This window comes from Pseudomonas frederiksbergensis, assembly GCF_001874645.1.
Taxonomy (GTDB): domain Bacteria; phylum Pseudomonadota; class Gammaproteobacteria; order Pseudomonadales; family Pseudomonadaceae; genus Aquipseudomonas; species Aquipseudomonas frederiksbergensis_B.
The window spans coordinates 260,796-274,567 of sequence record NZ_CP017887.1 but is presented as its reverse complement, the minus strand read 5'-3'; the positions used below and the strand labels follow the sequence as shown (position 1 = coordinate 274,567).

The 13,772-nt window shown below is 55.0% G+C and carries 12 protein-coding genes and 2 pseudogenes; 13 read left to right on the top strand and 1 reads right to left on the bottom strand.

The window, feature by feature from the left end; translation table 11 throughout:
• Positions 1–129 precede the first annotated feature (129 nt).
• Both BLL42_RS28760 and BLL42_RS28755 read left to right on the top strand, forming a co-directional pair.
• Positions 130–2,820, top strand: coding sequence for an HAD-IC family P-type ATPase (locus tag BLL42_RS28760; protein WP_071556078.1), 2,691 nt, complete (start codon positions 130–132; stop codon positions 2,818–2,820).
• A gap of 225 nt (positions 2,821–3,045) precedes the next feature.
• Positions 3,046–3,480 (top strand): universal stress protein, encoded by a 435-nt coding sequence (locus BLL42_RS28755; protein ID WP_071556077.1) that lies wholly within the window; start codon positions 3,046–3,048, stop codon positions 3,478–3,480.
• Here BLL42_RS28755 and BLL42_RS30150 read toward each other — a convergent pair.
• Entirely contained in the window at positions 3,473–3,640 is a 168-nt protein-coding gene (locus BLL42_RS30150; RefSeq protein WP_161492373.1) for a hypothetical protein, read from the bottom strand. The two genes, BLL42_RS28755 and BLL42_RS30150, sit on opposite strands and share 8 nt — an antisense overlap.
• Before the next feature lie 523 nt (positions 3,641–4,163).
• Between BLL42_RS30150 and BLL42_RS28750 the strand changes: the two genes are divergently transcribed.
• From BLL42_RS28750 to BLL42_RS29385, 11 genes and pseudogenes are all read left to right on the top strand, one after another.
• A complete protein-coding gene (locus BLL42_RS28750) occupies positions 4,164–5,552 on the top strand; it encodes a YncE family protein (RefSeq protein ID WP_071556076.1) in 1,389 nt (462 codons plus the stop codon).
• A gap of 10 nt (positions 5,553–5,562) precedes the next feature.
• Complete coding sequence (gene copM, locus BLL42_RS28745; protein ID WP_071556075.1) at positions 5,563–6,021, top strand: CopM family metallochaperone; 459 nt, start codon at positions 5,563–5,565, stop codon at positions 6,019–6,021.
• Between the two features lie 106 nt (positions 6,022–6,127).
• Positions 6,128–6,420, top strand: a pseudogene (locus BLL42_RS28740) (IS3 family transposase); the annotation flags it as partial.
• A gap of 90 nt (positions 6,421–6,510) precedes the next feature.
• Entirely contained in the window at positions 6,511–7,080 is a 570-nt protein-coding gene (locus tag BLL42_RS30250) for a hypothetical protein (protein WP_167368579.1), read from the top strand.
• Positions 7,081–7,133: 53 nt separating this feature from the next.
• Positions 7,134–7,364: a helix-turn-helix transcriptional regulator gene (locus tag BLL42_RS28735; protein ID WP_071556074.1), complete on the top strand. Its 231-nt coding sequence runs from the start codon at positions 7,134–7,136 to the stop codon at positions 7,362–7,364.
• 460 nt (positions 7,365–7,824) lie between these two features.
• Positions 7,825–8,526, top strand: a complete 702-nt coding sequence (locus tag BLL42_RS28730; protein ID WP_071556158.1) for an inovirus Gp2 family protein — start codon at positions 7,825–7,827, stop codon at positions 8,524–8,526.
• A gap of 893 nt (positions 8,527–9,419) precedes the next feature.
• A pseudogene (locus BLL42_RS30685) lies at positions 9,420–9,557 on the top strand (inovirus Gp2 family protein); the annotation flags it as partial.
• 115 nt (positions 9,558–9,672) lie between these two features.
• Positions 9,673–9,831, top strand: coding sequence for a hypothetical protein (locus BLL42_RS30145; RefSeq protein WP_161492372.1), 159 nt, complete (start codon positions 9,673–9,675; stop codon positions 9,829–9,831).
• Between the two features lie 180 nt (positions 9,832–10,011).
• A complete protein-coding gene (locus tag BLL42_RS28710) occupies positions 10,012–10,743 on the top strand; it encodes a hypothetical protein (RefSeq protein ID WP_071556071.1) in 732 nt (243 codons plus the stop codon).
• Between the two features lie 388 nt (positions 10,744–11,131).
• A complete protein-coding gene (locus tag BLL42_RS28705) occupies positions 11,132–11,353 on the top strand; it encodes a helix-turn-helix domain-containing protein (RefSeq protein ID WP_330220790.1) in 222 nt (73 codons plus the stop codon).
• Positions 11,354–12,223: 870 nt separating this feature from the next.
• A protein-coding gene (locus tag BLL42_RS29385) for an IS3 family transposase (protein ID WP_129587038.1) occupies positions 12,224–13,752 on the top strand; the annotation gives its coding sequence in 2 pieces (ribosomal slippage) (positions 12,224–12,683 and positions 12,683–13,752; 1,530 coding nt in all).
• The last annotated feature ends 20 nt before the right edge of the window (positions 13,753–13,772 follow it).

The window sequence follows — 13,772 nt, the reverse complement described above, 5'->3', positions numbered from 1 at the left end:
GGCTGGCGCTGTTGCGCTTATCTGGGTATGCAGCCTGAATCCTGTTGTTGCTAGCGAACCTGATCTAGGCCAATAAGTGACTTGCGGATGCTATGTTAGATTCAGTTTTCTATTTCCAAGGCGTTGATTATGAGCGAGTCGGATTCTCGTGACTGGCATGCCCTAGCGGCCGAGCACAGCCTGCAGCAACTGCGCAGCAGTAGTGCCGGACTGGATAGCGAACAAGCGGCGGCTCGCCTGCGGGAGTATGGCCTTAATCAGCTACCGCAGCGCGCTGGGTTGACCCCTTGGCGGCGCTTTCTTCTGCAGTTTCATAACCTATTGATCTATGTGCTGCTGGCCGCGATGTTGATGACCCTGGCGCTGGGTCAGTGGCTCGACAGTGCGGTGATTTTTGCCGTGGTGCTGATTAATGTCGTTATCAGTTTTATCCAGGAAGGCAAGGCCGAGCAGGCGATGCGCGCGATCCAGTCGATGCTCACCGTGGACAGCCGCGTACGCCGTGATGGCGAGGTAATCAGCCTGGCGGCCGAGCAGTTGGTGCCGGGCGATGTGGTGCTGCTGGATGCGGGCGAGCGGGTGCCCGCCGACCTGCGCCTTCTGGAGGTGCGCGATCTGCGCATCGAAGAGGCGGCACTGACCGGCGAGTCGTTGCCAGCGGACAAGCAGATCGAGCCGGTGGAAGCACTCGCCAGTTTGGGCGATCGCAGTTGTATGGCCTATTCCGGCACCTTGGTTAGCGCGGGGAGCGGCAGCGGTGTGGTGGTGGCCTCTGGCGGGCACACCGAGTTGGGGCGCATCAGTCATTTGCTTAGCGCCGTCACGGCCCTGCAAACCCCGTTGCTGGCCGATATGAGCCGTTTTGCCCGCTATCTGACGTTGCTGATTGTCAGTCTGGCGGGCCTGACGTTCGCCGTGGGTGTGTGGTTGCGTGGCTACAGTGTCAGTGAAATGTTGATGGCCTCGGTGGGCTTGGCTGTAGCGGCGATCCCTGAAGGTTTGCCGGCGGTATTGACGATTATTCTGGCGCTGGGTCTGCAGCGCATGGCGCGGCGACGAGCGATCATCCGCCGCTTGCCAGCGGTGGAAAGCTTGGGCGCGGTGACGGTGATTTGCTCGGATAAGACCGGCACCCTGACCCGCAACGAAATGACCGTGCAGCAGGTCTTTACCGCCGCTCATCACTATCAGGTCGACGGTGTCGGTTATGCCCCCCACGGTAGTATTAGTTGCGATGACGGCCAACTGCGCAGTCTGGATAGTGCCGATGATTTGCGTGAGTTGGTTCGCGCGGGCTTGTTGGTCAATAACGCCAGCCTTTCCTTCAATGAGCAGCAATGGCAGATCAGTGGTGATCCCACCGAGGCAGCATTGCTGACGCTGGCCGGCAAGTTGGGCTTGCAGATCGCGCAGGAAAATCAGCACCTGCCACAGGTCGATAGCATTCCATTCAGTTCCGAGCGCCGTTACCTGGCCAGCCTGCATAATGATCGCAATGCTCATGGCTTGATCTATGTGGTCGGGGCACCGGAGCGCCTGCTGGCGCTGTGCAACCGTCAGTGGCGCGATGGTCAAGACGAGCCCCTCGATCTCAAACACTGGCGTGCCCGCTTGGAGCAGGGTGCGAGCCAGGGCTTGCGCATGATCGGCCTGGCCCTGCGTACCCTGCCGCAGGTGCAGCATGAACTGAGCTATGCCGACATCGAGGGGGATTTTGTTCTGCTCGGCTTGGTCGGCATGCTCGATCCGCCGCGCGAAGAGGTTATTCGCGCTATCGCCGACTGCCACAGCGCCGGCATCCGGGTGAAGATGATTACAGGCGATCACGCCGCCACGGCAGCCAGCATCGCCCGCAGCTTGGGGCTCAACAGTGAGGCGCCCTTGACTGGCGTCGAGTTGGACGAACTGAACGATGTGGAACTGGATGCCCGCCTGGCCAGTACCGATGTGTTTGCGCGTGCCAGCCCAAGCCACAAATTGCGTTTGGTTGAGCGCTTGCAGGCGCTCGGTGAGCGGGTGGCGATGACGGGAGATGGCGTCAATGATGCGCCGGCGCTTAAGCGTGCCGACATCGGTATCGCAATGGGCATCAAGGGTACAGAGGTGGCCAAGGAAGCGTCGCAGATGGTGCTGGCCGACGACAACTTCGCCACCATCACCCATGCGATAGAGGAGGGCCGAGCGGTCTATGACACGCTGAAGAAGACTATTCTATTTATTCTGCCTACTAATGGTGGGCAAGCACTGGTCTTGCTGGTGGCGATTCTCTTTGGTTTGACTCTGCCAATCACGCCGTTGCAGATTCTCTGGGTCAACATGATTACCGCCGTCACCCTAGCTCTGGCCCTGGCTTTCGAACCAGCAGATGAGGGGCTGATGCGCCGGTCGCCACGAGACCCGCACCTGCCGTTGCTGAGCGCTGTGCTGCTGTGGCGGATTGTCTGGATATCGGTAATGATGATGGCTGCAAGTCTCGGCCTGTTTCTTTACAGCCAGTACCTGGGTTGGAGCTTGGAGAGCAGCCGAAGTTTGGCCGTGAATGCCCTGATGGCCTGCGAAATTGGTTACTTGTTCAGCAGTCGCAGCCTGCATGGCACGGCGCGTTTTGGCTGGTGCGATAACCCGATGGTCTGGGCGATGGTGCTGTTGCTCTGCGCTTTACAACTGGCACTGACTTACTGGACGCCGCTGCAAGGCTTGTTTGCGACAGACGCGCTACCGCTGTTGGCCTGGGTCTGGTGTCTGGGGGCGGCCATCGGCCTGTGTGCGCTGGTAGAGTTGGAGAAATATTTGTTGCGCCGTTTGCAAGTCTGCGCCTAGGAGGCTGCCGGCAGGAGGTTGTTGGGATTGACCGTTTGTAGCGTGGGGAAGCTCGGATTGATTCAGTTTTGTGGGTCTTTCAAGGCGGATAGCGAGTTATTAAACGAGAGAGAACAGCGAAAATAGTCAAATCCGGCTCTCTTTCAATATAGGACAGCTTCATGCTTGACAGGCCCGTAGGCCTGCAGTGGTACACCGTTAGATAAATTTTCAAGGAGTATGAACATGCCAACAGTACTGTTAGCCAGCGATGGTTCCGCCAATGCCGATCGAGCTTTGGCCTACGTGATCAAGCAAATTCAGCAGGGCAGCTTGCTCGGCGATGCTTGCACCGTGAATTTGCTCTATGTCCACCCGCTTCTGCCCAGCCGCATTAGCCAGGGCATGACCGCAGAAGATTTGCATGAGCACTACGAAAGCCACAGCGCAGCGGCCTTGGCTACGGCAGTCAAGCAATTGCAGCAGGCGGGCATTAGCGTTACCACCCACACTCGCATCGGTGCGCCAGGGGCGAGCATCGTTGCTTGTGCCAAGGAACTTAACTGTCAGAGCATCGTTATTGGCAGCCATGGTGCAGGTCTAACCTTGGGTTTATTACTGGGCTCGGTGGCCAGTGCTGTGGTCAAACTCAGTGATGTGCCGGTGACACTGGTCAAATAATGCTGCGGTTGCCGCCTAGGTAAACTTCAGAAAAAGCGACGAGTGAAGTTTTTCGGAAGATCATTGATGCTGAGTATGGGTCTTCTGGGTTCTTCATCTCGGCACCTGTTGCAGGCCAGGCCGTGCTCAGGTGCACGACGACTTCGTCGAGCTCGGACATTTTCAATGTCGAGGATATCGTTCGCTAGTTGGATTAGGCACTCGGTGTTTTTCTGGTCTCAGCATGTTGGCGGCTGACAGTGGCCGAAAATTTGCTTTTCAGTCACTCGACTTTCCCGCGCGTCGACTTCATGCAGTGTGCAGATACTGCTTTGGGGGTCGGCAGTGCATCGCTACCGAGGCTGATTTCCAGTTACAGATCTGATGATTTTAATGCCTGGTCGGGGTTGCTTGGCAGGACTTCGGTGTGGCTCAAGAATGGTAGTAGTTGTGTGACAGTGGTGCTTTACAGTAGGCAGTTTTAATTTACTGAGGCTTTCAAAATCTGCTGGTGCTGAATTTACTCGGAAATGCCTAATCATGTCATGCTAGCACTCGGTGTACAGATCAGCCTTGAGTCCGTCTATTTGACTAGGTGTCGGTTGACGTCTATGTTAAAGGTACTGTGCGTTTAGCACTTAATTGTTTAAAATGTGTACGCCGCTGAATGCTTGGTGTACATTACTAAAGATAGAGGCTCACTCATGTTTATACCAGCAATGAAAAAACAGAGATTTATCTCGGCGTTCCAACGCACTCTGCTAACGGTCGGAGGGGCGTTGTTGTTTGCGACTACAGCCGCTGCTGCTGACATTCCGGCAAATTCTGCTAAGCCAGGCGACTTGGTTTATGTTACGAATGAGGAGTCAAATACGCTGACCGTTATTGATCCTGTGACCTTGACCGTAAAAGGTACTGTGAACCTGACCAGCTTTGACGAAGATCCTAGGCCGCCGTTTCAGTTTGTCACCGGTGGCGTTATTCCAGTCCATAACGCCATGACCAGTAAGCCCCTTTACCATGGGGCGATTAATATCCATGGTGCTGCACCTTCCCCTGACCAGAAACTCATTGCGACTACTGGTCGTGGGACGAGCAATGTCTATTTGATTGATGCCCAGCGCATGGCGGTTATTGGCAATCAACCCAATCCGCGCGCGACGGAAAAAACCACTGATCAAATCATCACAAGTGGAGTGCTGGTGGGGCGGGAGCCCCATGAACCGACGTTCAGCCGTAATGGTAAGGAGCTCTGGGTAGCCCTGCGTGGCGAAGGCCGCGTGGCGATCCTTGATACCGACAAAGCCAAAAAAGTCTCTGAGGGGGCGGCGGATAGCGCCCTGAGAATGTATCTTCCGACCATGCCGGGGCCGTCGCAGGTGTGGTTTTCTAGAGACGGTGCTCTGGCTTTCCTGATTTCCCAGAAAACATCGCAGATCGAAGTTTATCAGACGAATATAGGAGGCGACGGTTTTAGCCGCCCCGTCAAGATCAATACCATCGATATATCGAAGCAGGATCCGTTCGGCTTCACACCTTTCCAGAAGCTGGCGCCGGATGGCAAGGAAATGTGGTTCTCACACAAGCTGGCTGATGCCGTCTCCAGTCGCTCGGTCTTGGGCAAGCAGGATCTGCTGGATCATGTCTCTATTGGTGGTAATGCGCGTCCGAACCACATAGAGTTCGTCGAGAACGCTAATGGCAAGGTTGTTTATGTGACCTATGCACGTATCGATGACAAGGGGCCTGATGGTATTGCGTCCAGTCAGATTGCGATAATCGACCGTGCGGTCCCAGTAGGTCAGAGAAAGCTTGTGAATACTTTTTTCTCGCACGGCCGCGACAGTCACGGCATCTGGACCAATCCAGAGAATAACCTGCTGTTCGTTTGTCACGAGCAGGATGAACTTCCCGGTACTCCTTCTGCTGGCCAGGGGGTGGTGAGCGTCTTCGATGTGAGCGAGCCACTTCAGCCAAAGTTCATCAAGCAGATTCCGGTTGGTAACTTGGCATTACCTTCGGGTAACTTGCGCAACAAGAAAAGTATCAACCTGATTTATGTGCGTCCGGGTACACCCAGTCATTCTGGTTAATGAGTGTGCTATGAGCAATTCAATGCGCGTGACCGCTCCTTTCAGCCTGATGGCAGGGCTGATGCTTTTTTCCTTGGTTCATGCTGCTGACCCAATGGCGCAGCATGAGCATGAGCATCATGTCCAAACTGCAGAGAAGCCAGAGCTTGGCACTCATCCATTTGTCTCGGCGATGGATGCAAGCATGGGCAAGATGATGACGGATATGCATGCTCATGTTTATAGCGGAAACTGGGATGTCGATTTTCTGATGATGATGATTCCTCATCATCAGGGCGCCATAGACATGGCTAAATTGGTGTTGGAGCATGGGAAGGATCCACTGACCCGGCAGTTGGCAGAGGAAATAATTGCTGCGCAGCAAACTGAAATTGCGGCAATGCGCGCCAGAGTGGAGGCGCTCCAAGGCGGCTCTCACCAGGACCAGGAGTTTCCCCCTCTGACGGGCACGCGAGGGAGTGAAAATTGACTCTTCGGAGTGGGCCTGGGGGGAGCCTACTGGCGAGTTCAGGGCGGCTCCTGCAGAGATCGTAAAGGGGGGGCGGTAGAAATCTTGGACTACTTGGAGGTAGTTCATGTATTCATACGAAGACCGCATCCGAGCAGTCAAGCTCTACATCAAACTGGGGAAGCACACCGGGGCAACTATTCGTCATTTGGGCTACCCGACGAAGAACTCTCTGAAGAACTGGCATGAAGAGTACGATCGATGCCTCGACCTGTCAGGTGGCTACGTGCTCTCTAAGCCGAAGTGCTCGCTGGCCCAAAGGGAAAAGGCTGTCGGGACTATCTCGAAAACGGGCGCTGCATCGCCCCCACCATCAAGGCTTTGGGCTCCCCAGTCACTGCGCGGTCGTGGTGCCATCAGGCTTGGAACCTGGAGGATAAGCGTTTTACCCACACCGACATCCTCAGCTTTGATGTCGCTTCGTATGCCCGCAGGGATGGGGATTCAGATTTGGTGACGCCGCTGAGCGTCATTCGTTTCCTGATGGGGCAGCGAGCGCGTGTTTACCCTGTACTCCAGAGCATGCTGTATCGGTATGCCTCATTTTTACTGTCCCGGCACTGGTCCGCTCTTTTGCCGGGGGCCTATCTGTGGGACGACGAGCTCTACGAAATGATCAGGCGTGATTTTCGCCAGCCTGAACCGAAGGGGGTCGGAAAGGGTGGTACAGCCGAGCCGGATTGTTGGGTGCCCGAATGGGTGGAGATCATCGAGCACTTCTACAGGCTGACCCATGAGATCGCGCATGAGTTTCGTAGCCGATTTAGTCAAGCCAGTTTTCTGTCGCTGGGGGCGGTTCAAATGAGCGTGCTCCCCGTGGCCGACGATCTTGGCTACAAGGTCATTACTTTGGTGGTGAGTCCAGCCCTCATCGACGCAAAGGCGTTTGTCTGGCTGAAGGAGGAGCGGTCCGGCGTGGTCAAACTTCGGCCGCTGACGGTGGAGTCTGAAGTTTACTTGCAAAATCGCTATGACTTCGGGTTGCTCACGCCGCCCAAGCGCAGGGCTGGGAAGCCATAAGTCATTTTTTACCGACTCTCCCCATCCTCTGAACGAACAGAGGAGCCCCGTTCATGAGGATCATCCGCCTGAAAGACGTTATCGACTCGACCGGTCTGGCCCGGTCCACCATCTACAAGTACATCGCCGAAGGTACTTTCCCAAAACCGGTCTCGCTGGGGGAGCGTTGCGTGGGCTGGGTAGAGGGAGAGGTCCACGATTGGATCTTAGCCAGAATCGAGGCGCGCAACCTGCTTGAGGGCACTGCGTCCCGAATTAGCCACTTAAGTATGGCCTGCAAATAAATTATCTGCGCCATGACCGCTTGGTAGCTGGTCATGGCGTTTATGCCGCTTGAGGAAACTCCGCATTCTCAGCTATCTCCCGCAAGATCCGAATCAGTCGATTACTCGGCAGGCTCGGTAATGCTGCTCCTCATAGCTCGGCCCATCGGGAGAGAGGATGCTAGGTTTCTCGCTGCGCCAGTGCCGTACATCGATGGTTTATCTCCGGAGTAGACGCCCTGAAGAAATTCACGGTGCAGCTTGGAAAAAGCTGCCCTCAATCCCGGTGTGTCCGAGAGCGTTATTTGCGGTGCGGGTAGTATGCTTTTACTAATACGTATTACCCGTAGGATTCATGGGCAGATTCATTACAGCATCGACTAGCGCATCCTGAAGAGAGCAGGAGGCAGGTACGAAGTAACGGTAAAAAAATATACAGCAGACTCAGGTTATGAAACTCATCAACAGAGGCGTCATAACCATGAATAGAAATCCTAGCAACCCCCGCCATTACCCGCTTCGTCATTCCGGCAACCCCAACCTCCACCTGCACTACAACGACACCTTTGAAGGTCGGCCCGTGATGGGCGACAAGGGGCCTTTCGTCATGGAGTACCTTTCCCGGCTAAAACGAACGATAGACCAGGCGCTAGCTCAGTATTCAAGGGTGCTGGCTTTCAGGGTGGATCTCAGGTTACCCCAAGATATCGATCTCCCTGACCATGCCTATACGAATCAGGTCGTCAGCAGGTTCATTGCCTCCTTCAACGCCAAGATCGAGCACAACCTAGACAAGGCACGTGAGTGCAATCACTACGCCCGTGACTGCAAGGTTCGCTACGTCTGGGCTAGAGAGGTCGGTGGGGGAGGGATGCCGCACTACCATCTGCTCATTCTGCTCAACCGGGATGCCCACTACACGGTGGGGCGCCTACGTTCTGAGAGGACCAACAATATCAGTCGCATGGAGGAGGCGTGGGCGAGTGCTCTGGGTCTGTCATTGGATCAGGTAAGGGGGCTGGTCCATATCCCGGAGAATCCTGAATACCGAATAGACCGGCATGTCCGTCCTGATGATGAGGACGAGTTACCTGCATTATTTTATCGCGCTAGCTACCTCTGTAAGGCAGCTACAAAGTCCTATGGAGCTCACCTGCGAGGCTTCGATACTAGCCGGGGATGAGTGCGCAGTTTGGGCGTGTTTGGCGAGAGGATCTTCGGTAGTAGTGCTTGATTACTTCATTCGGTCGTTGGCTCAGGCGCAGGAATGGGCTGGCAGCCTCGACGTTTTCCGCGATCGTCATTGAGGTGATGAATGCTTCCGGAGTGAGCCATTATTAGTCCTCGCACTTTGCGAGCTGTCACGTGATCGTAGTAACCAACCTATTCCATACCGGGGAAGCCAGCGGCACGACGGCGAAGGCACCCATTCCCATCCATTCAAACAATGGCAGCAGCGACAGGGTGATCAATCCCTGCTCAATGACTGATCGTATCCGCCAGCTGACAGGCGCAAAAGGGTATCTACGTGGGAAGGTAGATCGTCGTTACCATGCCAAGGATAAACAGGCCAAAATCGCTGAGTACACTGACCGTGTGCTTAACCGTAACTACATACCGTGGTGGTCCGAGTCGACCTGTGTTACCTCTCTGTGGTGCAAGCTCGGTTGCGTGTCGAGTAGGCATTTACTGATCAGGATAGGCTGGCCAGAGAAATTGAGCGCAATTCTATCTTTGACCATCTGACCGAATACATCTGCAGCGTCGAGCAGGTTGAGGAGAGGGGCTATCACATCCATGCTGCCTTCTTCTTCAACGGAGCCGATGTACGCAGTGATTTCGCTAAGGCCCGGCAGATTGGTCGGCTATGGGAGCAGATTACCCGAGGTCAGGGGTATTGCCACAGCTGCAATGATGACAAGGGACGCTACGGTAGTGACAGATATTCGGCCAAAGGTCCATCACGCGATGCGCTATCTGGGTAAAGACACTCAGCATCTGCGGCTCAAGCCCATGGGGGCGAAGTGCATGCGCAAAGGCACTTTGCGCAGGCTATCAGTCTGAGATCAGTACAGGTATCGGATATGCCGGGACGTTCCCAGCGGCAAGGTGGATCAGTTGCCGGAGTTATTCCGGCGGGCCAGCTATTTGTGCAAGGCCGCTACGAAGTCCTATGGGGATCGTCAGCACAGATTCGATACCCGCAGAGGATAATGGTTTATCTAGCAGAGCACTCAGGCAGCGCTTGGCTGATTCTCACGAGCCTTTTCTCGTGCAGACAAAGGGCAAGGTCGAGCGCTTCAACCATTCCTTAAGATGGAGCTTCGTAGTGCCACTGGCCACGTCGTTCAATCACGTCAATCTGGTGCTGGACGTCGAGGTGGCGAACAGCAGGACCGGCCCTTGGTTTATGAAGTCGAAAATGCCCGAACACATGCGCAAACTGGCGCCGAATTGCATCACCTGTCGCCCTTACCTGAGCCTCTAGGGGTTATGTGTGCAGCATGATTTCGCTAGCCAAACCCATGCCAGCGGCAAGTCTCATCAGCGACCAGAAGGGGCTAGGAGGTGGTACGAATTGACTCTTTGTATTTTATCGGAGCGCGGTTAATCTCGCCGGCAGAAAGCCTCTAGTGATAGAGAACCGGAATCCGGCAGCGAGGAATCAATGGCATACATCAGCTTACGTGTGGACTTCTCCACCAACGACGAATGTAACTTTTGCGGCAACAGACTCCGCTCAGGAAAGGTACGCATCCTTGTCGACGACGAAGGTCGTGAGGTGCAGGCAGGCCCCGTCTGTGCAAAAAATAACTCGGTCAATCCGAAGGAGAAGATCCCAGATCTTACGGCTGCCGCTTTCGAAGGTGATGAGCCTGAGTTGACTCGGGGCGGACCAGGTGGGCAAGCGACTGCAGCAGCAAGTGTAATCGGCGAGGTTAGTCGGGGTGCTACCAACAAAGAAGAAATACAGCGCCGTATGGCTGAGTGCTATCTCCTGCTGCGGGTTGAAAAGCTGGGTGATTTCCGCGACATGAAATTTGAGCGATTGGTGACTCTCGCGGAGAAGCTACGGGGGGCAGTCTTGGCAGACGGTGACTATCGATATCTGAACAACTTGATGGCCAAGGTACAAACTGTTCGCCCTGAGGTTTCAATCAAGAACCTTCAGGCTATCTACGCCTGCAACTACTGGATCAATTACTTCCTGGCTAAAGAGAGCTCTGACTTTATCTCCGATCTGAAGCGTTCATTGCATCGAGACCTCGCTCTAACCCCTGGCCAGGTCGAGGCGCTCAATAAGTGGTTTAAGAACCGGCCTGGCATGCTGTCCATCAAACCTGATGCATTCGCTTTTAATCCAGCCGAGCGCCGGAAGCAGTCGAAGCAATCAGAATGATTTGCTCGTAGTTCTAGGTCGATACGGCCCGCAATATTTGCTGGGTAGGACCTGGCTATGAAGGCCTCATGCCGGTGGCCGAACGATATGGGGCGTCCACCTGTTACCGTGTATTGCCGAACAGAACGCCCATTGTGGTGTTGGTGAGGTGCGAGTCGATCCCCTAGAGCGCTCCGCCGGAGCTCACCGATGCGCCGCCTTGCTCCTGGTGGGCTCCGAGACCTTGCATCCATGCAGACGTGTTATGCCAGTTGCACTGAGCCTTTCGATTTCAGCTCGGTGGGGATCGGTACATCCCGTTGCGTGGTCAGTCGATTGAATATCGCGTCCAGCACGAAGTCACTATCCTCCAACATCACAGTCAAGAGATAGCCCGCCAGCGTGTGCAATGTGGGTTTACCCAGAGGTGGAAGCCGAGCGTCTGGGCGTTGGCAACGAAGCGGTATCCCCTATCGAACGTGGGATCGTAATGCCCGGTATTGAGCGGCTGGTTGAGTTGGCATCGATCTTTGGTAGTTGCTGGCAGAGGCTAGCTCGCGTCCTGCGGGTCAGTCGCGGCGTATCTACGATTTGCTTTGCGCCTTGGAAGCGGCGGACCGAGAGTTGCTGATCAGTTGAGTTGAAAGTTTGGCGGGGCGACTCGGTCGTCGTTGAGAGGGCGTTAAGTTGAGGTTGTCGAGAGGGCGGCAGTGTCGGGGGGTACTACCGCTGCCTGTCTTGGGGTAGAACGGCTCGATTAGCCATACAGGCCAGTTCAGGGTACGACCTGATCCACCTCGGCGAGCAAACGTTCGCGGCGTGTTTGATTGCGCTTGCCTGCGTATTCAGCGTCTGAAAACTTATCTGATTAATGAGCGGCTCGTTCTCCAATGGGCGCAGATCGACTTGACGCGTCGTCAAGCAATGGATCGAACCTGCTCCAATTCAGATATTAAAAGAGAACTGGCGCAGCCTTGCTGGTCGTCCATTGCATGTATGTGACCCGAGGTACCATTTACTTGGTAGGTTTATGGGTCGGCAGCGTTGGGTGCTTTGGTTTGTTTTCTGGGTTTACATGACGTCTTCTGTCATCTTTTCCATCTTCTCGTGCTGGCTTAGGTCCAGGCTTGATATCTGTAAACATTAGATTTCCTTGCATTCAAAAGTTTGTGTTGTTGATAGGGCGCTGAAACGGTTACTTACCTTCGACGCTCGAAAATTCAAATGGGGTCGATATTCTGATTTTCAAGTTAAGTATCGAGATTTTTAAATGCCCAACCCATCTCGGCAATGCTGCCACCTCCCGCGAATATCAAAGAAAACTCGCTCGCACCCTCAGCTTGCCTGTGCGCGGGATGACGGTCCTTTGGTGAGAGCGAACTACTGTTTTACTTTCCGGTATGACCCTGAGCAGCTCGTTGTCTTTCCCCCGGTGTCAGGATAGTTGTCGCCTCTCTGGATTTACCCCCAAAAGCACACCGAGGGCGGAAAGAGACAGGTTGTGACGTACTATTCACCCGAACGTAAAGCCGCATTGCTGAAGATGTTGCTTCCCCCGCTGAGCCTGACCGTGGCTGAGGTTTGTCGCCGGGAAGGAGTCAGTGATGTATCGATGTACCTCTGGCGCAAGTTGGCCAACCAAGGAAGTAAAGTGCCAGACGACCTACTGCTTTCTGATAAATGGTCTGCTGAAGCCCGGTTTGCTGCCGTCCTTGAAACGGCTAGTCTGACGCAGCTTGAGTTGGGCGAATATTGCCGTCGAAACGGCCTGTACCCTGAACAGCTTAATGCCTGGCGTCAGGCCTGCATCAGCGGTCAAGAAGCGGTGCAGGCGCAAAAGATGGCTGATCATGAACAGACGCGCAAAGACAAGAAACGCATCCTGGAACTGGAGCGTGAACTGCGCCGTAAAGATGCTGCCTTGGCCGAAACCGCAGCGTTGTTAGTGCTGCGAAAAAAGCTCAACGATTACTGGGGGACCGACGACGAGGACAACTGACTTCTTTGCCGGAACGGCAGTTATTGGTCGGTTGGTTGATCGAAGCGATCGTAGCGGGAGCGCGAAAAATACGGGCCTGCCAAGAAGTCGGACTATCGCTCAGAACCTTGCAGCGCTGGACCCAACCGCCGGAGCTGCAAGCCGATGCGCGCAGCACCACCGTGCGGCCAAAACCGCGTAATGCTCTGAGCGAAATCGAGCGACACGCCATCGTGGCGCTGTGCAACAGCCCGACGTACGCGCATTTGCCTCCGAGCCAGATCGTTCCACGTTTGGCAGACGAGGCGCGGTATCTGGCGTCGGAAGCGACGTTTTATCGCGTCTTGCGAGCAGCCGGCCAACAGCACCATAGAGGCCGCAGTCGACGACCTCAGCGGGTTGTAATGCCAACAACACATGCGGCTCGGGAGCCCAACCAGGTGTGGTCGTGGGACATCACCTACCTTCCGGCGCCCATACGCAGCAAGTATTACTACCTGTATTTGATCTTGGATATTCACAGCCGCAAGGCAGTGGGTTGGGAAGTTTATGAAGAAGAGAGCGGAGAGAAAGCAGCTGCTCTGCTGCAACGCAGCGTGATCAGCGAGAAGTGCCTGCGTAAGCCGTTGGTGTTGCACTCTGATAACGGAGCACCGATGAAATCGCTGACGCTGTTAAGCAAGATGTACGAGCTGGGCATCACACCATCTCGTGGCCGACCGCGTGTGAGGTCACTGTTTAGAACGCTCAAGTATTGCCCGCAATGGCCCCTTGAAGGCTTCGCCAGCTTGGACGTAGCGCGGGGTTGGGTGAGGGATTTTATGCGCTGGTATAACAACGAACACAGGCACAGCCGGATCCGCTTCGTCACACCGTCAGAGCGCCATCTCGGGCAAGATCATCAGATCCTGACACGACGACGCGAGCTGTATGAGCAGGCACGTCAGAAAACTCCTGAGCGGTGGTCTGGACAAACACGCAACTGGGAGCCGATAGGAACGGTGCTGCTGAACCCGGATCGGGAACAGCAGGCCGTTAGAAAAGCGGCATAGAAAAACGGTTGACGCGACAA

Coding starts and splice junctions, on each gene's coding strand:
- BLL42_RS28760 (WP_071556078.1), top strand. CDS start 130: ATGAGCGAGTCGGATTCTCGTGACTGGCATGCCCTAGCGGCCGAGCAC.
- BLL42_RS28755 (WP_071556077.1), top strand. CDS start 3,046: ATGCCAACAGTACTGTTAGCCAGCGATGGTTCCGCCAATGCCGATCGA.
- BLL42_RS30150 (WP_161492373.1), bottom strand. CDS start 3,640: ATGTCCGAGCTCGACGAAGTCGTCGTGCACCTGAGCACGGCCTGGCCT.
- BLL42_RS28750 (WP_071556076.1), top strand. CDS start 4,164: ATGTTTATACCAGCAATGAAAAAACAGAGATTTATCTCGGCGTTCCAA.
- copM (WP_071556075.1), top strand. CDS start 5,563: ATGAGCAATTCAATGCGCGTGACCGCTCCTTTCAGCCTGATGGCAGGG.
- BLL42_RS28735 (WP_071556074.1), top strand. CDS start 7,134: ATGAGGATCATCCGCCTGAAAGACGTTATCGACTCGACCGGTCTGGCC.
- BLL42_RS28730 (WP_071556158.1), top strand. CDS start 7,825: ATGAATAGAAATCCTAGCAACCCCCGCCATTACCCGCTTCGTCATTCC.
- BLL42_RS28710 (WP_071556071.1), top strand. CDS start 10,012: ATGGCATACATCAGCTTACGTGTGGACTTCTCCACCAACGACGAATGT.
- BLL42_RS28705 (WP_330220790.1), top strand. CDS start 11,132: ATGTGGGTTTACCCAGAGGTGGAAGCCGAGCGTCTGGGCGTTGGCAAC.